General features: G+C 72.2%; 14 protein-coding genes and 1 tRNA gene. 11 read left to right on the top strand and 4 right to left on the bottom strand.

Translation table 11 applies throughout. The features are described 5' to 3' along the window. Positions 1–84 precede the first annotated feature (84 nt). Positions 85–744 carry a response regulator gene (locus ACF07N_RS15970; protein WP_383327783.1) on the bottom strand — a complete coding sequence of 220 codons (660 nt, stop codon included), beginning with the start codon at positions 742–744 and terminating at the stop codon, positions 85–87. Next, complete coding sequence (locus ACF07N_RS15965) at positions 734–2,005, bottom strand: sensor histidine kinase (RefSeq protein WP_392112894.1); 1,272 nt, start codon at positions 2,003–2,005, stop codon at positions 734–736. Before ACF07N_RS15965 ends, ACF07N_RS15970 begins: the two co-directional genes overlap by 11 nt. A gap of 186 nt (positions 2,006–2,191) precedes the next feature. On the opposite strand from ACF07N_RS15965, the gene ACF07N_RS15960 reads away from it, so the two are divergent. The 5 genes from ACF07N_RS15960 (at position 2,192) to ACF07N_RS15940 (ending at position 8,966) form a co-directional block, all read left to right on the top strand. Continuing rightward, positions 2,192–2,917 (top strand): ABC transporter ATP-binding protein, encoded by a 726-nt coding sequence (locus ACF07N_RS15960; protein ID WP_392112891.1) that lies wholly within the window; start codon positions 2,192–2,194, stop codon positions 2,915–2,917. Then, entirely contained in the window at positions 2,911–5,088 is a 2,178-nt protein-coding gene (locus tag ACF07N_RS15955; protein WP_392112888.1) for an FtsX-like permease family protein, read from the top strand. The genes ACF07N_RS15960 and ACF07N_RS15955 overlap by 7 nt, the downstream gene beginning before the upstream one ends. A gap of 417 nt (positions 5,089–5,505) precedes the next feature. Continuing rightward, positions 5,506–6,021 carry a hypothetical protein gene (locus ACF07N_RS15950; protein ID WP_392112885.1) on the top strand — a complete coding sequence of 172 codons (516 nt, stop codon included), beginning with the start codon at positions 5,506–5,508 and terminating at the stop codon, positions 6,019–6,021. 105 nt (positions 6,022–6,126) lie between these two features. Next, a complete protein-coding gene (locus ACF07N_RS15945) occupies positions 6,127–7,653 on the top strand; it encodes an SPFH domain-containing protein (protein WP_392112882.1) in 1,527 nt (508 codons plus the stop codon). Positions 7,654–7,904: 251 nt separating this feature from the next. Then, the gene (locus tag ACF07N_RS15940) at positions 7,905–8,966 is read left to right on the top strand and encodes a PucR family transcriptional regulator (RefSeq protein WP_392112879.1); all 1,062 of its coding nucleotides are present in this window, start codon (positions 7,905–7,907) and stop codon (positions 8,964–8,966) included. Positions 8,967–9,148: 182 nt separating this feature from the next. Here the strand turns inward: ACF07N_RS15940 and ACF07N_RS15935 are convergent. After that, positions 9,149–9,232, bottom strand: a tRNA-Leu gene (locus ACF07N_RS15935). Positions 9,233–9,704: 472 nt separating this feature from the next. Here ACF07N_RS15935 and ACF07N_RS15930 point away from each other — a divergent pair. The 6 genes from ACF07N_RS15930 to pknB all read left to right on the top strand — a co-directional run bounded on the left by ACF07N_RS15930 (position 9,705) and on the right by pknB (position 17,936). Next, entirely contained in the window at positions 9,705–10,577 is an 873-nt protein-coding gene (locus ACF07N_RS15930) for an FhaA domain-containing protein (RefSeq protein WP_383327290.1), read from the top strand. 10 nt (positions 10,578–10,587) lie between these two features. Continuing rightward, positions 10,588–11,097: an FHA domain-containing protein gene (locus ACF07N_RS15925; RefSeq protein ID WP_309096468.1), complete on the top strand. Its 510-nt coding sequence runs from the start codon at positions 10,588–10,590 to the stop codon at positions 11,095–11,097. A gap of 140 nt (positions 11,098–11,237) precedes the next feature. Further along, positions 11,238–12,794 (top strand): Stp1/IreP family PP2C-type Ser/Thr phosphatase, encoded by a 1,557-nt coding sequence (locus ACF07N_RS15920; protein ID WP_392112875.1) that lies wholly within the window; start codon positions 11,238–11,240, stop codon positions 12,792–12,794. A gap of 27 nt (positions 12,795–12,821) precedes the next feature. Beyond that, on the top strand, positions 12,822–14,264 hold the full coding sequence (locus ACF07N_RS15915) for an FtsW/RodA/SpoVE family cell cycle protein (RefSeq protein ID WP_383327298.1): 1,443 nt from the start codon (positions 12,822–12,824) through the stop codon (positions 14,262–14,264). Beyond that, entirely contained in the window at positions 14,261–15,736 is a 1,476-nt protein-coding gene (locus tag ACF07N_RS15910; protein WP_383327301.1) for a peptidoglycan D,D-transpeptidase FtsI family protein, read from the top strand. The genes ACF07N_RS15915 and ACF07N_RS15910 overlap by 4 nt, the downstream gene beginning before the upstream one ends. 169 nt (positions 15,737–15,905) lie before the next feature. After that, the gene (pknB, locus tag ACF07N_RS15905; protein ID WP_392112870.1) at positions 15,906–17,936 is read left to right on the top strand and encodes a Stk1 family PASTA domain-containing Ser/Thr kinase; all 2,031 of its coding nucleotides are present in this window, start codon (positions 15,906–15,908) and stop codon (positions 17,934–17,936) included. Between the two features lie 99 nt (positions 17,937–18,035). On the opposite strand, the gene ACF07N_RS15900 is transcribed toward pknB, so the two are convergent. After that, a complete protein-coding gene (locus ACF07N_RS15900; protein ID WP_392112867.1) occupies positions 18,036–18,785 on the bottom strand; it encodes a class E sortase in 750 nt (249 codons plus the stop codon). Positions 18,786–18,793 lie beyond the last annotated feature (8 nt).

The raw sequence follows: 18,793 nt of genomic DNA, 5'->3' as shown, positions 1-18,793 counted from the left end.
CCTGCAGGGCTCTGAATGGCGACGCAATGAAACCAAGTCGGCGGTTTTTCCACAACGCGCACCCGGCCCGGCGCTCGCCGGAGCCTACGCGCGCAGGTACGCCAGCACCGCCAGCACCCGGCGGTGGGTGTCGTCCGCCGGGGGCAGGTCCAGCTTGGTGAGGATGCCGGAGACGTGCTTGCCCACGGCCGCCTCGGAGACGACCAGACGGCGGGCGATCGCGCCGTTGGACCGGCCCTCGGCGATCAGCGCCAGCACCTCCCGCTCGCGCGGGGTGAGCCGCTCCAGCGGGTCGCGGCGACGGCGCAGCAACTGCCGCACCACCTCGGGGTCGACGACCGTGCCGCCGTCGGCCACCGCGCCGAGCGCCGTGACGAACTCCTCGACCTGGCCGACCCGGTCCTTCAGCAGGTATCCCACGCCCGTGCCGTCGCCGGAGTCGAGCAGTTCGGCGGCGTACCGGCGCTGCACGTACTGGCTGAGGACCAGCACGGGCAGCGTGGGCCGCTCCCGGCGCAGCCGCACCGCCGCGTGCAGGCCCTCGTCCTGGAAGCCGGGCGGCATCCGCACGTCCGTCACGACCACGTCCGGGTCGTGCTCCCCGACGGCCGCGACCAGCGCCCCGGCGTCGCCCACGGCGGCGGCGACCTCGTGCCCGCAGCGGCCGAGCAGCATGACGAGCCCGTCCCTGAGCAGCACGCTGTCCTCGGCCAGGACGACCCGCAGCGGCCGGTCAACGCGCAGGGTCACAGGGGATCTCCACACACAGCAGGGTCGGCCCGCCGGGCGGGCTGGACAGGGAGAGTCTGCCATCGAGCACCGACACACGGTCGGCGAGACCGGTCAGCCCGCTGCCCCGCCCGGCGCGTGCGCCACCGCGTCCGTCGTCGCGGATCCGCAGCGTCAGCCGCCCGTCGCGGTGTCCGCCGCCGACCTCCGCCCGGCTCGCCCCGCTGTGCCGGGCCACGTTGGCGAGCGCCTCGCACACGACGAAGTAGGCGGTCGCCTCGACGGCCGGGGAGAACCGGCCGGGCAGCTGCAGATCGACGTCCACGGGCACGGCCGACCGGTCGGCGGCGTCGGCCACGGCCGCTTCGAGGCCGAAGTCGGCGAGGACCCGGGGGTGGATGCCGTGGATGAGCTCGCGCAGTTCCGCCAGGGCCGCTCCGGCCTCCCGGTGCGCGGCGGCGAGCTGCTCGGCGAGAGGACCGGGCGGGGCGTCGAGACGGGCCAGGCCGAGCGTCATCGTCAGGGCGACGAGCCGCTGCTGGGCCCCGTCGTGCAGATCGCGTTCGATGCGCCGCCGCTCCGCCTCGAAAGCGTCCGCCAACCGCGCCCGGGACCGCGTCAGTTCGACCACCCGTGCGCCCAGAGCCGCCTCCCGCGGCGCGAGGAGCAGCCGGGCCAGACCGGCCCGGGCCCCGGCCGCGACGCCCAGCAGATAGCCGCCGGCGGCGAGCAGGAGCAGCCCGAGCACGGCCCACCCGAACGCGGCCGGCCAGCCGGTGACCAGCCACACCTTCAGCACCTTCGCCTCGCCGGAGGCCAGCACCAGCAGCGGCGTGCCGACCAGCGACAGCGGGGCCAGCAGCCCGGCGGTGAGCACCAGGGCGTCCACCGGCCACAACAGCCCCGCGAACAGCAGGGCGTGGCCGAGCTCCCGCCAGGTGGCCCGCTCCCGCAGCCGCGTGTCCAGCCAGGCCCGCAGCCCCGGCGCGCCGGGCGGCTCGTGCGGGTCGGCAGCCGGCTCGGCGTCGACCAGCCGCAGCCGCCACCGCTCCATCGCCGCCACGGGAAGGCCGGCCAGGGCGGTGGCGAGCAGCAGCGGGACCCCCACCAGGGCGAGGGCGAGCACACCGCCGGCCACCGCCGACAGCACGATCGCCACGAGGACCACGGCCCCGGTCACCGCGCCGGTGAGCAGGTAGCCGGCCGACCGCCAGGGCCACGCCGACAGCGGGTAGCCGGGGCGGGCCAGGGCCTGCCACACGTTCGAAGGGTGCATGGGGATCACCGTAGGAGCGCGGTCCGGCCCCGGCCATGGGCGTGGACGGAGGTCCGGGGGTAGGCCTGGCCCTACCCCAGGTGTAGGTCCCGCCGCACTGCGCCGGGCCGTCCCCGCCCGGTTTCGTGGACGACGTACGAGAGGGCACCGGCACCGGTGCCTCCGGCGCCCACCCAGGAGGACTCCATGGCCCACGACGCCGTCCGGCTCGACTCGGTCACCCGGCGGTACGGAACGGTGACCGCGCTCGACGGGATCTCGCTGGCCCTGCCCGCGGGGAGCTTCACCGCCGTCATGGGCCCGTCCGGCTCCGGCAAGTCCACGCTGCTGCAGTGCGCGGCGGGCCTGGACCGGCCCGACGCCGGCTCGGTCACCGTGGACGGGACCGAACTGACCGGGCTGGGTGAACGGCGGCTGACCCTGCTGCGCCGCGAGCGGATCGGGTTCGTCTTCCAGGCGTACAACCTGCTGCCCGCGCTGACCGCCGAGCAGAACGTCGCCCTGCCCCTGCGTCTGGCGGGTCGCCGTGTGCCCAGGGCCCGGGTGCGCGCGGCCCTGGAGCAGGTCGGGCTCGCCGGCCGGACCCGGCACCGGCCCGGGGAGCTCTCCGGCGGCCAGCAGCAACGCGTCGCCCTGGCACGGGCGTTGGTCACCCGCCCGGCGGTGCTCTTCGCCGACGAGCCGACCGGTGCCCTGGACACCCGCACCGGCCGGGAGGTGCTCGGGCTGCTGCGTGCCATGGCGGGCCGCGAGGGCCGGACGGTCGTCATGGTCACCCACGACCCGGTGGCCGCCGCGTGCGCCGACCGCGTGGTCTTCCTGGTGGACGGCCGGGTCGGCGCGGAGCTGACCGGTGCCGGCGCCGGAACCGTCGCCGCCCGCATGACCCGTCTGGAGGCCGTCGCGTGCTGAGCGTCGCCCTGGGGACCCTGCGCACCCGCCGGGCCGTCTTCGCGGGCAGCTTCGTCGCGCTCGCGCTGGGCGTCGCCCTGCTCACGGTCATGGGCCTGGCCCTGGCCTCCTCGGCCTCGGCGCCCGAACGCGGACCCGGGCGGTCCGCCGCACCGGTCGTCGTGCTGGGCCAGGACACCCTGAGCGTGCCGACCCCGTCCGGCGAGCGCACGGCCCGCCTCGCCCACCCGCGCCCGATCCCGGCCGCGACCGTCGCCCGGCTGCGGAAGCTGGGACCCGTCGTGGCCGACCGGTCCGCCACCGGCGTCCACCGGCTGGGGATCGACGCCGACCCGGCGGCCGTACGGGAGGTGGTGGGGGACGGGGCCCGGGTCCTCACCGGCGCCGCGCGCCGCCTCGCCGGTCCCGGTCCCGAGCGGGACCGCGAGGCGCTGACCGCGATGAACGCCCTGTTCGGCACCGCGGGCGGTGTCACCGCCTTCGTCTCGGTGTTCGTCGTGGCGTCGACCTTCGCCTTCGCGGTGGAGCGGCGGCGCCGGGAGTTCGCCCTGCTGCGCACGGCCGGGGCCACCCCGGGGCAGATCCGGCGGACCGTCCTCGCCGAGGCCCTGGCCGTCGGCGTCCTCGCCTCGGCCACCGGCTGCGCCCTGGGCGCCCGCGCCGCGCCGCCGCTGGCCGCCGAGATGACCCGACAGGGCCTGGCTCCCGCCTGGTTCACCATCGGGCACCACGTCTGGCCCTACCACGCGGCCTTCTGGACGGGCCTGTCCGTCGCCCTGTGCGGGGCTACCGCGGCCTCCTGGCGGGCAGGGCGCACGGCCCCCGCCGAGGCGCTGCGCGAGGCCTCCGCCGACCGCCGCCCCATCACCCGGGGCCGTCTGCTGTGCGGTGCGGCCCTCCTGCTCACCGCGGCCGTCACCCTGGCCCTCTCCCTGGCCGCCGACCCGGGCGACCTGCTCCACCGCAAGACCTACGTCAGCCGCCCCATGCTGCTGATCACGGCGGCGGCCCTGTTGTCACCGCTGTGCCTGCGCCCGCTGGTCGGGCTGCTCACGCGGCTGCCGGGCCTTCGCGCCCCGCTGGTGCGCGAGAACACCACCGCCGGGGTCCGCCGCACCGCCGCGCTGGCGGCGCCCGTCCTGGTCACGGTCGCCCTCGCGGGGTCCCTGCTCGGCACGACCGCGACCCTGAACCGGGCCAAGGCGGCCGAGGCGCGCGAACGCACCACCGCCGCGTTCGTCGTGACCGCGCCGGACGGCGCCGGCTTCGACGCGGCGGCCCTGCGGCGGCTGCGGGCGGTCCCGGGCACCGTGGTCTCGCCCTCCTCCTCCACCGCCGTCCACGTCCTGGAGGACGGCGTGGCCCTGGTCCGCTCCGAGGCCCGGGCCGCGGCCCCCGGCGCCCTGGCCGCCACCACACGCCTGCCGCTGGCCGCGGGCCGGGTGGAGGACCTCGACGACGACGCGATCGTCGTCAACGAGGAGTGGCGGCGGCACCGGGTCGGTGAACGGGTCCGCGTCTGGCTCGGCGACGGCACGCCCCGGACCCTGCGGATCGCCGCGGTCATGACCACCGGCACCGGTGACAACGGCGTCTACGTCACCCCGCGCAACGCCCCCGGCGCCACGGCCGACCGGGTCGACGTGGCCCTGACCGCGGGCGCGGACCCCCGGGCCGTGGCCGGCGCCCTGCGCGCCGCGGCCGGCGACGGCCGGGTCCTGACCCGGGAGGCCTGGCTGCGCGCCACCGCCCCGGGGACCGACCGCACCACTCGCCTGGGGCTGCTGCTGGTCCTCGGCATCGCGCTCCTCTACACGGGCATCTCGGTGGCCAACACCACGGCCATGGACCGGTCCGGCCGGGTCCGGGACCTGGCCGTGCTGCGGCTGGCCGGGGCCACGCCCGGGCAGGTGCTGCGGCTGACCGGGGCGGAGGCCCTGACGGTCGTGGCGGCGGGCGCGCTCCTCGGTCTCCTGGTCACCGGCGTCAACCTGGCCGGGCTGTGGGCCGCCCTCGCCCTGCAGTCCGCTCCGCCCGTCCTCGCGGTCCCGTGGCAGGCCCTGGGCACGACGGCGGCCGCCTGCGCGCTGCTCGCCGTGACCTGCGCGACGATCCCCACCGCCGTGACGCTGCGCCGCGGGGCGGTGGATCTGGCGGGGCTGCGCGAATGACCGGGCGGACCCCCGCCCGGCCCCGCACCCCGGCTGCCCGGCTCAGTGCAGTCGGCGACGGCGACTTGGGAGAGCCCGTCGCTGTATTTCTGCACAACCGGGCGTCGGTGTCGACTCCCGGTACGCCGTGGCGAGTTCGGCGGCCGGACGCTCGGCGAGCGCGTCGTCCCCGCACACGATCATGTGGCCCGGACGCGGCACGCCGGGCGCGGGCTGAGGGAACGCGATCACGACGCGCTTCCTGACGCAGCGTCACAGGCCTCCGGCGCGGGCTTCACACACCGGCCGTCCAACTGTTCGGGGTACGGCATCAAAGACGCGTAAAGATTGCCGGAATCAGGCAATGTCCCGTCCGGTGTCCGCGTGTGACGATGCCTGCCACGACGGGGGAAGGGCAAGGAGAGGCGGTGTGCGCGGATGGCCTGGTTTCTCGGGCTCGGCATAGCGGGGGTCGTCCTCCTTGCCCTGTCATTCGTCCTCGACGGCGTGATCGAGGGACTGCTCGACGGGGCCGGCGTGATGGAGGGCCTGCTCGACGGGCTGCTGTCTCTGCCGGTGATCGCCGGGTTCGTGTCCATGCTCGGTTTCTCGGGGGCGATCGTCATGGGGACGACCGGACTGGGCCCGGTGGGAGCCACGGTCGTCGGCGTGCCGGCCGGTGTCGTCACCGGCTGGTTCGCCTACCGCCTCAGCCGGGCTCTGGTGCACGACTCCTCGGGCGCCGCTCCGCGTGACGCCGACTTGATCGGCTCGTCCGGCTCGGTGGTGACCGCGATCCCCGCCGAGGGTTACGGCGAGGTGCTGGTGCACGTGGCCGGGCAGCCGAGGAAGTTCGCGGCCAGGAGCCCGGTTGCCGTGGGCCGGGGAGCCGAGGTCTGGGTCGAGCGGACGCTGTCGCAGTCGGCGGTGTCCGTCCGCCCGGTCGAACGCTGACCCGGCGCGACGGCCCTCCCTTTCCGGCACCCGGCCGAGGTGCCGTTTCTCGTCCACCATCCTTCACCGCATGCCGTCCTCAGGGAGGGCTGAGGGGACATCACCATGAGTTCTGTCGCCATCGCGGCGGGAGGAGTCCTCGTACTCCTCGTGCTGATCGCTCTGGTCGTGGTCAGCCGGTACAAGGTCGCCGGCCCGAGTGAGGCGTTCATCGTCACCGGGCGGCGCGGCAAGAAGGCCACCGATCCGGAGACCGGCCGGGTCTTCACCGACAACAGCGGCCAGAAGGTCGTGGTCGGCGGCGGGGTCTTCGTCGTGCCGTTCGTGCAGCAGAGGTTCACCCTGGACCTGTCCTCCCGGCACATCCCCGTCGCGGTGCGCGGCGCGGTCACGCTGCGCGGGGTGAAGGCCAACCTGGAGGGCGTCGCCATCGTCAAGGTCGGCGGCGGCGAGGACGCCATCCGGGCCGCCGCGCAGCGGTTCCTGATGCAGCAGGACGGCATCGTCGGCTTCACCCAGGAGGTGCTCTCCGGCGCCCTGCGCGCGATCGTCGGACGGATGTCGGTCGAGGACATCATCCGCGACCGGGCCGCCTTCGCCGGACAGGTCGCCGAGGAGGCCGAGGCCAGCCTGTCCGGGCAGGGACTGGTACTGGACGCCTTCCAGATCCAGGACATCACCACCGAGGGCTCCTACCTGGAGGACCTCGGCCGGCCGGAGGCCGCCCGCGCCAAGCAGGAGGCCGACATCGCCGAGGCGGTCGCCCGGCGCGCCGCCGAACAGGCCCGGCTGAAGGCCGAGGAGGAGATCGCGGTCGCCCAGCGGACCTTCTCCCTCAAGCAGGCCGAGATCAAGGCCGAGACCGACGAGGCCGCGGCCCGCGCGGCGGCCGCCGGCCCGCTGGCGGAGGCGGCCCGGCAGCAGGAGATCCTCGCCCAGCAGGAGAAGGTCGCCGAGCGGCAGGCCGCGCTGACCGACCGCCAGCTCGACACCCAGGTCCGCAAGCCCGCCGACGCCCAGCGCTACGCCGCCGAGCAGGAGGCCGAGGCCAGGCGCGTCGCCCGGGTCAAGCAGGCCGAAGCGGACAAGGCGGCCGCCATCGCGGCGGCGCAGGCGGAGGCCGAGCGGTCCCGGCTCACGGGTGAGGGCGAGAAGCAGCAACGCAGCGCCCTGGCCGAGGCGCACGCGATCGAGGGACTCAAGCAGGGCGAGGCCGAGCGGTCCCGGCGTGCGGCGATCGCCGAGGCGGTGCGGCTGGAGGGCGAGGCCGAGGCGGCGGCGATCGGCGCGAAGGGTGAGGCCGAGGCCGAGGCGATGCGGAAGAAGGCCGACGCCTTCTCCCAGTACGGCGACGCGGCCGTGCTGCAGATGCTCGTCGAGGTGCTGCCGCAGGTCGTCGCGAAGGCGTCCGAGCCGCTCAGCGCGGTGGACAAGATGACGGTCATCTCCACCGACGGCGCGAGCCGGCTGTCCCGCACCGTCGCCGACAACGTGGCCCAGGGCGTCGAACTCCTCAGCTCGACCACGGGAGTCGACCTCGCCGAGCTGCTGAAGAACATCACTCAGCGCAACGGCGACGTCCAGCCCCCGGCCTCCACCGCCGAGGCCGACGGAAAGATCCAGATCGGCTGAGAGCAGGCGGGCAGACAGCCGGAACAGGGCCCGCGCGGCATCCAGCCGCCGGGCCCCGTCCCGGGCGGTCGCGGCAGACGGTGCCGCCGGTCGATCCGGTTGTGCCGCGGTATCCGCGGGCGAGCGCACCTCGCCGACGAGCGTCGGCGCGGGTGGCATCCGGTGAGGTGCGCGGTTCCGGCCGGAACTCTGTCACCCTGGTCCGCTGTGCGGGGGGAACGCCGGCGGAGCAACAGCATCGAGGAGGTCGCGTGACGCGGTCAGCCGTACCCGAAGAGTACCTGGAGGGCTACGCGGGGATCCTGGCCGACGTCTGCGCCACGGGCCGCCGTCTCACCCGGAACGAGCTGGAGTCGCTGCGTGCCCGGGGAGAACGCGCCGCGGAGGCCGGCCTGGGACTGCGCCTTCTGGTCCGCCGGCATCTGTCCGCGGCCCGCGAGCTCTCGCCCGCCCTGCCGGCCGCCGGAGCCGACCGTGTGCTCGCCGCCGTGGAGCAGGCCGTGGACGCCTTCGCCGAAGGATACGAACGGTCCCAGAAACTCGCGGTGAGGCAGGAAGAGGCCGCGCGGCGGGAGTTCATCGACGACCTGCTCTACGGCCGAAGTGACCTGGGCCGCCTGGCCGAACGGGCGGAACGCTTCGGCCTGCTCCTCTCCCGCGCCCACGCGGTCGCCGTCGCCCAGGGCACCACGCCGGTCGACGACACGCACCCGGCGACCCGGCGCGTCGAGAGCGCCCTGATCGCCCGGTTCGGCGAGCGCCGCATCCTGCTCACCACCAAGGACGGCCGCCTGGTCTGCATCGCGCCCGGCGACCAGGACGACGTGCTCGTGTACTTCGCCAAGCAGGCCCACGCGGCCACCGACGGTGGCCGGGTCGCCCTCGGCCGTGCCCACCCCGGCGCAGGCGGGGTCGTCCACTCCTATGAGGAGGCCCTCAACGCCCTCGACCTGGCGGACCGCCTGGAACTGGAGGAGCCCGTGCTGCGCTCCGCCGACCTGCTCGTCTATCCCGTCCTCACCCGCGACCGGCAGGCCATGGCCGACCTCGTGCGCAGCGCTCTCGGCCCGCTCCAGGCCGCGCGCGGCGGCGCCCAGCCGCTCCTCGACACCCTCACCGCGTACTTCGACTCCGGATGCGTCGCGGCCGAGGCGGCACGCCGCCTGCGTCTGAGCGTGCGGGCCCTGACCTACCGCCTGGAGCGCATCCACAAGCTCACCGGCACCAACCCGGCCGACCCCGTCCACCGCTACACCCTGCAGACCGCCGTCATCGGCGCCCGGCTGCTGGGCTGGCCCGGCCACGAGGTGTGACCCACCCAGCCGTGAGACCTTCCTCACAGCGGGCACTCCTCAAGATCCGCCTCGGCCGGATCCACCCACGAACGCGGGCCGCAGACGGACAGCACGCCGCGGAAACAGAAACGGGCGGCATCGCCGTCGCGATGCCGCCCGTTCCCTCGGTGCAGCCGAAGCACTCAACGGTGCTTCCGTTGTGCGCGAGGGGGGAGTTGAACCCCCACGCCCTTGCGGGCACTGGAACCTGAATCCAGCGCGTCTGCCTATTCCGCCACCCGCGCATTGGGTGTGTCCTGGGCTCCGGCCCCTTGGGGCTGGCGCCTTCCGACACCCAGAACATTAGCACGCTGGAAGGGGTGGGTTCACATCCCTTCTTCCCGCAGGCCGGGACCCCGCCGAACCATCCGTGGCCCCGCCACGTATCAACGCGTGCCGCTTCACGTATCAACCTCGTACCGGTACCCGATTACTCCCCACGGGGCGGTCCGGGTCCACAGCCGGGTGCGGGACACTGGTCTCCGGCCGCCTCTACGATCCATGGCGGGAGTACCTGAAGCGGTTGCGCGCGGCAGTACCCCGGCAGGAGTTCGAAGGGGAGCTCCACAGGGAACTTCGTCATGCGTCGACACCCGTCGGCCCGCCTGACAGGGGGAACCAGCCGATCGACCGGCGCGTGGATACGATCAGTAAGCAGTACCAGGCAAGTGGCCCGCAGGGCAGTACACAGGACGGCAGCGACGGAGGAGGTGCCCCATGGGAGTCCTGAAGAAGTTCGAGCAGCGTCTCGAAGGTCTGGTCAACGGCACCTTCGCCAAGGTGTTCAAGTCCGAGGTCCAGCCCGTGGAGATCGCGGGAGCGCTCCAGCGCGAGTGTGACAACAACGCCACCATCTGGAACCGCGACCGGACGGTCGTCCCCAACGACTTCATCGTCGAGCTGAGCACACCGGACTTCGAGCGGCTCAGCCCCTACTCGGGCCAGCTCGGCGACGAGCTCGCCGGCATGGTGCGCGACTACGCCAAGCAGCAGCGCTACACCTTCATGGGCCCGATCAAGGTGCACCTGGAGAAGGCGGACGACCTCGACACCGGTCTGTACCGGGTGCGCAGCCGTACGCTCGCCTCCTCCAGCAGCCAGCAGGGCGGTCCCGGCGGACCGGGAGCAGGCGCCGCGCCCGCCGCCCCGGCCGGCCGGCCCGGCGGCTACGGCTACCCGCCGGCCTCCGCCCCCGCCGGCGCCCCGCCCATGCCGGCCGCGCCGCCGCCCGGCGGCCGCCCCGGCGGGTACGGCTACCCGCCGGCCGCGGGCGCCCAGCGGCCCCCGGCCGCCCCGGCCGCCGCCGGACGCACCCGCCACTGGATCGAGATCAACGGCACCCGCCACCAGATCTCCCGCCCGACCCTCGTGCTGGGCCGCAGCACCGACGCCGACGTGCGGATCGACGATCCCGGCGTCTCCCGCCGGCACTGCGAGATCCGGACCGGAACGCCCTCGACGATCCAGGATCTCGGATCCACCAACGGCATCGTGGTGGACGGGCAGCACACCACCCGCGCTACGCTCCGCGACGGCTCGCGGATCGTCGTGGGCAGCACCACCGTTATCTATAGGCAAGCCGAAGGGTGAAGCGGGGGCAATGTCAGAGCTGACCCTCACGGTCATGCGGCTGGGGTTCCTGGCCGTACTGTGGCTGTTCGTGATCGTGGCCGTGCAGGTCATCCGGAGCGACCTGTTCGGGACGCGGGTCACCCAGCGCGGATCGCGCCGCGAGGCCGGCCGCCAGCAGCAGGCCGCCCGCCAGGCGCCGCCGCCGCAGCGCCAGCAGTCCGGCGGCGGCCGCCGCGGCCGCAACGCCCCCACCAAGCTGGTCGTGACCGAGGGCACCCTCACCGGCACGACGGTCGCGCTCCAGGGCCAGACCATCACCCTGGGCCGGGCGCACGACTCGACGATCGTGCTGGACGACGACTACGCCTCCAGCCGCCATGCCAGGATCTACCCGGACCGCGACGGCCAGTGGATCGTCGAGGACCTCGGCTCCACCAACGGCACGTACCTGGACCGGACCCGGCTGACGACTCCCACACCGATTGCGCTGGGCGCGCCGATCCGCATCGGCAAGACCGTCATCGAGCTGCGGAAGTAGTGCTACATCATGGATAGGCGCGAGCGGAGCGAGCACGCAGCGGCGGGCCCCACCCCGGCCCCCGGCGCGCTCCCGACCGGAGGGTGGGCAGTGTGGCTCGACACGACCGGCTGTACCCGGAGCCGACAGGCGAGGTGCGCATGAGTCTGTCACTGCGCTTCGCGGCCGGATCGCACAAGGGCATGATCCGGGAGGGCAACGAGGACTCCGGGTACGCCGGCCCGCGCCTGCTCGCCATCGCCGACGGCATGGGCGGCGCCGCCGCCGGTGAGGTCGCCTCCTCCGAGGCCATCTCCACCATCGTCGCCCTCGACGACGACGTCCCCGGCTCCGACGTCCTCACCTCGCTCGGCACGGCGGTGCAGCGCGCCAACGACCAGCTGCGCTCGATGGTCGAGGACGACCCGCAGCTGGAGGGCATGGGCACCACCCTGACCGCCCTGCTGTGGACGGGCCAGCGCCTCGGCCTGGTGCACGTCGGCGACTCGCGCGCGTACCTGCTGCGCGACGGCGTGCTGACGCAGATCACCCAGGACCACACCTGGGTGCAGCGCCTGGTCGACGAGGGCCGGATCACCGAGGAGGAGGCGACCACGCACCCGCAGCGCTCGCTGCTGATGCGCGCCCTCGGCTCCGGCGACCACGTCGAGCCCGACCTGTCGATCCGCGAGGTCCGCGCCGGCGACCGCTACCTGATCTGCTCCGACGGCCTGTCCGGCGTGGTGTCCCACCAGACGCTCGAGGACACCCTCGCCAGCTACCAGGGCCCCCAGGAGACCGTCCAGAACCTCATCGAGCTGGCGCTGCGCGGCGGCGGCCCGGACAACATCACGGTCATCGTCGCCGACGTCCTCGACCTCGACACCGGCGACACCCTCGCGGGGCAGCTCTCCGACACCCCGGTCGTCGTCGGCGCCGTCGCCGAGAACCAGCACCAGCTGCACGACAACGGCATCATGCAGACCCCCGCCGGCCGTGCCTCCGGGCTCGGCCGCCAGGGCCAGGGGTCCGGCGGCGGGGGCGGGGAGTTCGGCCCGCCCGGCTCAGGCGACACCACCGGCTACATCCCCGCGTCCGGCTTCGACTACGGCGACGGCGACTTCTCCAAGCCCCGCAAGAAGGGCCGCTGGCTGAAGAGATCGTTCTACGGCGTCCTCGCCCTGGCCGTCGTCGGCGGCGGCCTGTACGGCGGCTGGCGCTGGACGCAGACGCAGTACTACGTCGGCGCCCAGGACGAGCACGTCGCGCTGTACCGGGGCATCAACCAGGACCTGGCGTGGGTGTCGTTGTCGAAGGTCGAGAAGGACCACCCCGAGATCGAACTCAAGTACCTGCCGCCCTACCAGCAGAAGCTGGTCAAGGGCACCATCGCCGAGGGCGACCTGAAGGACGCCCGGGCGAAGATCGAGGAACTGTCGGTGCAGGCCTCCGCGTGCAAGAAGGAGGCGCAGCGGCGCGAAGCCGAGAGCAACAACGCCAGGACCGGCGAGGGCGAGGCCGGGGGCACCACGGGAACCACTCCCGCCTCCTTCACGTCCAAGGCCTCACCGACGCCGAACCCGTCGAACCCGTCGGGCTCACCGTCGGCGCCGGAGAAGTCCACGCCCCCGACCACGACCGCACCCACTCCCAGCCCCGGCCCGAGCCTCTCGGAGGAAGAGCAGAAGGTCGTCTCGCTGTGCGGTAAGCAGCAGTAGGCAAGCCGTGAGAGGCCCCGTCACACGATGAGCAGCACTACCAACTCGCCGACGCACCACACGTCCACCATCGGCGCGATCGGCGCCCCGAGCCGTCGCAACACCGAGCTGGCGCTGCTGGTGTTCGCCGTGGTCATCCCGGTGTTCGCCTACGCCAACGTCGGCCTGGCCATCAACGACTCGGTGCCGCCGGGCCTGCTGAGCTACGGTCTCGGCCTCGGCCTGCTCGCGGGCGTCGGCCACCTCGTCGTACGCAAGTTCGCACCGTACGCGGACCCGCTGATGCTGCCGCTGGCGACGTTGCTGAACGGCGTGGGCCTGGTGGTCATCTGGCGCCTGGACCAGTCGAAGCGGCTGCAGGCCAGCAGTACGTTCGTCGAGGCGGCCCCCCGCCAGCTGCTGTACTCCGCGCTCGGTGTCGCCTTCTTCGTGTCGGTGATCATCTTCCTCAAGGACCACCGCGTCCTGCAGCGCTACACCTACATCTCCATGGCCGGCGCGCTGATCCTCCTGATCCTGCCGCTGGTTCCGGGCCTCGGACAGAACGTCTTCGGTGCGCGGATCTGGATCAAGATCCCGGGCCTCGGCACCATCCAGCCGGGCGAGTTCGCCAAGATCGTCCTCGCGGTGTTCTTCGCCGGCTACCTGATGGTGAAGCGGGACGCTCTCGCCCTCGCCAGCCGCCGCTTCATGGGCCTTTACCTGCCACGCGGCCGTGACCTGGGCCCGATCCTGGTCGTCTGGGCCATGTCGATCCTGATCCTGGTCTTCGAGACCGACCTGGGTACCTCGCTGCTGTTCTTCGGCATGTTCGTGATCATGCTGTACGTGGCCACCGAACGGACCAGCTGGATCGTCTTCGGTCTGCTGATGTCCGCGGTCGGCGCCGTGAGCGTCGCCTCGTTCGAGCCGCACGTGCAGCAGCGCGTCCAAGCCTGGCTGGACCCGATGCGCGAGTACGAACTCAGCCAGCAGGGCGTCATCGGACACACCGAGCAGTCGATGCAGGCGCTGTGGGCCTTCGGCTCCGGCGGCACCCTCGGCACCGGTCTCGGGCAGGGCAACTCCGACCTCATCGGCTTCGCCGCCAACTCCGACTTCATCCTCGCCACCTTCGGCGAGGAGCTGGGCCTCGCCGGTGTCATGGCGATCCTGCTGCTGTACGCACTGATCGTGGAGCGCGGCGTGCGCACCGCCCTCGCCGCCCGCGATCCGTTCGGCAAGCTGCTCGCCGTCGGCCTGTCCGGCGCTTTCGCTCTCCAGGTCTTCGTCGTCGCCGGCGGTGTGATGGGGCTCATCCCGCTCACCGGTATGACGATGCCGTTCCTGGCGTACGGCGGTTCTTCCGTCATCGCCAACTGGGCGCTGATCGGCATTCTGCTGCGCATCAGCGACACCGCCCGCCGTCCGGCGCCCGCTCCCGCCGCCAACCCCGACGCCGAGATGACCCAGGTGGTCCGCCCGTCATGAACAAGCCCCTGCGCCGGATCGCGATCTTCTGCGGCCTTCTGGTCCTGACCCTGCTCATCCGGGACAACTGGCTTCAGTACGTCAAGGCCGACGAGCTGAGGACCGACACCAAGAACCGCCGCGTCTCGATCGAGCGCTACGCCTCGCCGCGTGGCGACATCATCGTCGGCGGCAACCCCATCACCGGGCACACGACGACCACCTCGGGCGACTTCAAGTTCAAGCGCACGTACAAGGACGGGCCCATGTGGGCGCCCGTCACCGGCTTCGTCTCGCAGGCCTTCGGCGCCAACCAGCTGGAGTCCCTCGAGGACGGCATCCTCACCGGCAACGACGACCGGCTCTTCTTCCGCAACACGCTCGACATGCTGACGGGCAAGAAGAAGGAGGGCGGCAACGTCGTCACCACGCTCAACGCCGCCGCGCAGAAGGCCGCGTTCAACGGCCTGAAGAAGCAGGGCGGCAAGGGCGCGGTCGTGGCGCTGGAGCCGTCCACCGGCAAGATCCTGGCGCTGGCCTCCTTCCCGTCGTACGACCCGTCGTCGATCGCGGGCAACAGCGACAAGGACGCCGAGGCCTGGAAGAAGCTCGACAAGAAGAACAACCCCGACGACCCGATGCTCAACCGGGCGCTGCGCGAGACGTACCCGCCGGGTTCGACGTTCAAGGTCCTCACCGCGGCCGCCGCGCTGGAGGACGGCCTCTACACGGACCCGGACGGGAAGACGGACTCGCCCGACCCGTGGGTCATGGAGGGCACCACCACCAAGCTGCCCAACGAGGGCAACATCCCCTGCAAGAACGCGTCGCTGCGGGTGGCGCTGCAGTACTCCTGCAACACCGTCTTCGGCAAGATCGGCTCCGACCTCGGCAACGACAAGATGCTGGACATGGCGAAGAAGTTCGGCTTCACCGAGGAGCAGTTCACCCCGGTCCGCTCCAGCGCCTCGGTCTTCTCCGACAACATGAACCCGTCGCAGACCGCGCTGTCCTCCATCGGCCAGTTCAACACCGCCGCGACCCCGCTGCAGATGGCCATGGTCGCCTCGGCCGTCGCCAACGACGGCACGCTGATGAAGCCGTACATGGTCGACGAGCTCCAGGCCCCGAACCTCGACGTCATCGAGAAGACGGATCCCGAGGAGCTCAGCCAGCCGATGTCCTCGAAGAACGCCCAGATCCTCCAGTCGATGATGGAGACGGTCGTCGACAAGGGCACGGGCGCCAACGCCAAGATCCCCGGCGTCACGGTGGGCGGCAAGACCGGTACCGCCCAGCACGGTGTCGACAACAGCGAGAACCCCTACGCGTGGTTCATCTCCTACGCCAAGGACGAGGACGGCAGCGCCCCCGTGGCGGTGGCGGTCGTGATCGAGGACGACAACGCCGTCCGTGACGACATCTCCGGCGGCGGACTCGCGGCGCCGATCGCGAGGAACGTGATGGAGGCGGTCCTCGACAGCAAGAAGTGACCCCGCTCACGTCTGTTTCACATCGGCGCACGTTGCGATACCGGTCCTGTATCGGCTGACGGGCTTGGCCAGGTCACACAAAGCGAGCCGGGTACGGTAGGCCCGGACGGCAGCCTCCGACCGTACAAGCGTGCCGGTCGGGACCGACGGAGAGGGCTGGTAGGTAGCTATGGAAGAGCCGCGTCGCCTCGGCGGCCGGTACGAACTGGGCCAGGTGCTCGGGCGTGGTGGCATGGCGGAGGTCTACCTCGCGCATGACACCCGCCTCGGCCGCACCGTGGCGGTGAAGACGCTGCGCGCGGATCTCGCGCGTGACCCTTCCTTCCAGGCCCGGTTCCGCCGGGAGGCCCAGTCGGCCGCCTCGCTCAACCATCCCGCGATCGTCGCGGTCTACGACACGGGCGAGGACTACATCGACAACGTGTCGATCCCGTACATCGTCATGGAGTACGTCGACGGCTCGACGCTCCGTGAGCTGCTGCACTCCGGCCGCAAGCTGCTGCCGGAGCGGGCCATGGAGATGACGATCGGCATCCTCCAGGGCCTGGAGTACGCCCACCGCAACGGCATCGTCCACCGCGACATCAAGCCCGCGAACGTCATGCTGACGCGCAACGGCCAGGTCAAGGTGATGGACTTCGGCATCGCCCGGGCCATGGGCGACTCCGGCATGACGATGACGCAGACCGCGGCCGTCATCGGCACCGCGCAGTACCTCTCCCCGGAGCAGGCCAAGGGCGAGCAGGTGGACGCCCGCTCGGACCTGTACTCCACGGGCTGCCTGCTCTACGAGCTGCTGACCGTCCGCCCGCCCTTCGTCGGCGACTCCCCGGTCGCCGTGGCGTACCAGCACGTGCGGGAGGAGGCCCAGGCCCCCTCGGTCTTCGACCCCGAGATCACGCCCGAGATGGACGCGATCGTCCTCAAGGCGCTCGTGAAGGACCCCGACTACCGCTACCAGTCGGCCGACGAGATGCGCGCCGACATCGAGGCCTGCCTGGACGGCCAGCCGGTCGCGGCGACGGCCGCGATGGGCGCGGTCGGCTACGGCGGCTACCCCGACGACCAGCCGACGACGGCCCTGCGCTCGGACTCCGGCGCGGGCGCCACGTCGATGCTGCCGCCCATGAACCCGGACGACGGCGGCTACGGCTACGACGAGCGCCCCGACCGGCGCCGCGGCCAGCAGCGCAAGTCCAGCACCTCCACGATCCTGCTGGTGGTGGCGGGCATCCTCGTCCTGGTCGGCGCGATCCTGATCGGCCGGTGGGCGGTCAGCGGCAACGACGGCGCGGGCGAAGACACTCTGCCGGCGCCGAACTTCGTCGGCGAGACCGAACAGACCGCCCGCAAACTGGCGACCAACTCCGACCTGGAACTGACGTTCTCGAAGAAGCCCTGCGAGAACCAGGCCAAGGGCAACGTCTGCTCCCAGAACCCGACGGCCGGCACGGACGTCAAGAAGGGCGACACCATCGAGCTGGTGGTGTCGACCGGGGCGCCGAAGGTGGCGGTGCCCAGCGTCGTCGGCCAGAGCCTGGACGACGCGCGGGCCAAGCTCGAGGGCGACAAGTACGAGTTCGAGGTCAAGACGAAGAGCAGGGTGTCCACGGAAGACCCCGGCACCGTCCTGGAACAGGACCCGGAACTGGGCGCCGAGGTGGAGAAGGGCTCCACCATCACCCTCGTCATCGCCAAGGCGGAGGCGAAGTCCACCGTCCCGGACGTCCTCGGCCAGAGCTGTGAAGCGGCCAAGCAGCAGATGCAGGCCAGCGACCTGGTCGGCAACTGCACCGAGGTCGAGACCGATGACGACAACCAGGTCGGCAAGGTCATCGCGACCACGCCGCAGGCCGGCACGTCCGTCGACAAGAACTCGTCGGTCACCCTGCAGATCGGCAAGAAGAAGCAGGAACAGCAGAAGACGCGCGTTCCGCAGGTCGTCGGCCGGACGGTGGCTCAGGCCAAGCAGATCCTCGCGCAGGCGGGCTTCACGAACATCCAGTTCGCAGGCGGCAGCGACCAGAGCGACAACGCCCTCGTCACCGGCCAGGACCCCCAGGGCAACCAGGAGGTCGACAACCCGGCGGGCACCACGGTGACGCTCCAGACCGTCGGCTTCGGCGGCAACAACGGCGGCAACAACCAGGGTGGCGGCGACAACGGCGGCATCTTCGGCGGCCTCGACGGCGGCGACTGACACCCGCTCCGCGGACAGGAAGAACCCCGGCACCCTGAGGGTGCCGGGGTTCTTCCTGTCTTGCCGTGCAGTGCCGCGTCCTGCCCGAAGGGGACCGCCTCAGCGCAGCTCCTCCGGCGGCGTCCGATCCTCGTCCACCTTCTCGACCCGCTCCAGCTCGCCCCACACGACGTACCGGTAGGTGCTCGTGTACAACGGCGTGCACGTCGTCAGCGTGATGTAGTGGCCCGGCTTCTTCTTCCCGGACTCCTTCGGCACCTTCGCGAGCACCTTGACGTTGAACTTCGACGTCTCGGGAAGGATGGCGTACGTCTTGTAGACGTACCACTTGTCCTTCGTCTCGAAGACGATCGGGTCGCCCTTCTCGATCTTGTCGATGTTGTGGAACTTGGCGCCGTGACCGTCACGGTGGGCGGCCAGGGAGAAGTTCCCGGGCTTGCCCGACATCGGCAGGGCCGACTTGACCGGCTCCGTGTAGTACCCGGCGACACCGTCGTTGAGGATCTTGTTCGAGGTGCCCTTCTCGACCAGGACCTCGTCGTCGCTCATCGCCGGCACGTGCAGGAAGCCGATGCCGTTCTTGGTGTCCAGCGCGCCCGGCCCGCCCCGGCCGTGCGCCCAGTCGTCCCGGACCCTGTCCGCCTGCTTGCCGGCCGCGCGGTCGGCGACGACGTTCGTCCACCACAGCGAGTAGACGACGAACAGGCCCAGCACCAGGCCCGCGGTGATGAGGAGTTCCCCGAAGAAGCTGACCGCCCTCGCGATCGGGCCGGGGCGGCGGCGTGCCGCGGACGGCCGGGGGGCCGTGCCGGTGTGCTCTTCGTGCTCGGTGTCGGTGGTCGCTGCCACTGGTCATC

Source organism: Streptomyces sp. NPDC015242 (assembly GCF_043079125.1).
In the GTDB taxonomy this organism is placed as follows: domain Bacteria; phylum Actinomycetota; class Actinomycetes; order Streptomycetales; family Streptomycetaceae; genus Streptomyces.
Note: the sequence above shows the minus strand (reverse complement) of the source record. Positions and strands in the feature narration are given on the sequence as shown.

Excerpts from the sequence above, each read along its gene's own strand:
- ACF07N_RS15960 (WP_392112891.1), top strand. The coding sequence starts at position 2,192 with ATGGCCCACGACGCCGTCCGGCTCGACTCGGTCACCCGGCGGTACGGA.
- ACF07N_RS15945 (WP_392112882.1), top strand. The coding sequence starts at position 6,127 with ATGAGTTCTGTCGCCATCGCGGCGGGAGGAGTCCTCGTACTCCTCGTG.
- ACF07N_RS15930 (WP_383327290.1), top strand. The coding sequence starts at position 9,705 with ATGGGAGTCCTGAAGAAGTTCGAGCAGCGTCTCGAAGGTCTGGTCAAC.
- pknB (WP_392112870.1), top strand. The coding sequence starts at position 15,906 with ATGGAAGAGCCGCGTCGCCTCGGCGGCCGGTACGAACTGGGCCAGGTG.
- ACF07N_RS15950 (WP_392112885.1), top strand. The coding sequence starts at position 5,506 with ATGGCCTGGTTTCTCGGGCTCGGCATAGCGGGGGTCGTCCTCCTTGCC.
- ACF07N_RS15920 (WP_392112875.1), top strand. The coding sequence starts at position 11,238 with ATGAGTCTGTCACTGCGCTTCGCGGCCGGATCGCACAAGGGCATGATC.
- ACF07N_RS15925 (WP_309096468.1), top strand. The coding sequence starts at position 10,588 with ATGTCAGAGCTGACCCTCACGGTCATGCGGCTGGGGTTCCTGGCCGTA.
- ACF07N_RS15965 (WP_392112894.1), bottom strand. The coding sequence starts at position 2,005 with ATGCACCCTTCGAACGTGTGGCAGGCCCTGGCCCGCCCCGGCTACCCG.
- ACF07N_RS15915 (WP_383327298.1), top strand. The coding sequence starts at position 12,822 with ATGAGCAGCACTACCAACTCGCCGACGCACCACACGTCCACCATCGGC.
- ACF07N_RS15910 (WP_383327301.1), top strand. The coding sequence starts at position 14,261 with ATGAACAAGCCCCTGCGCCGGATCGCGATCTTCTGCGGCCTTCTGGTC.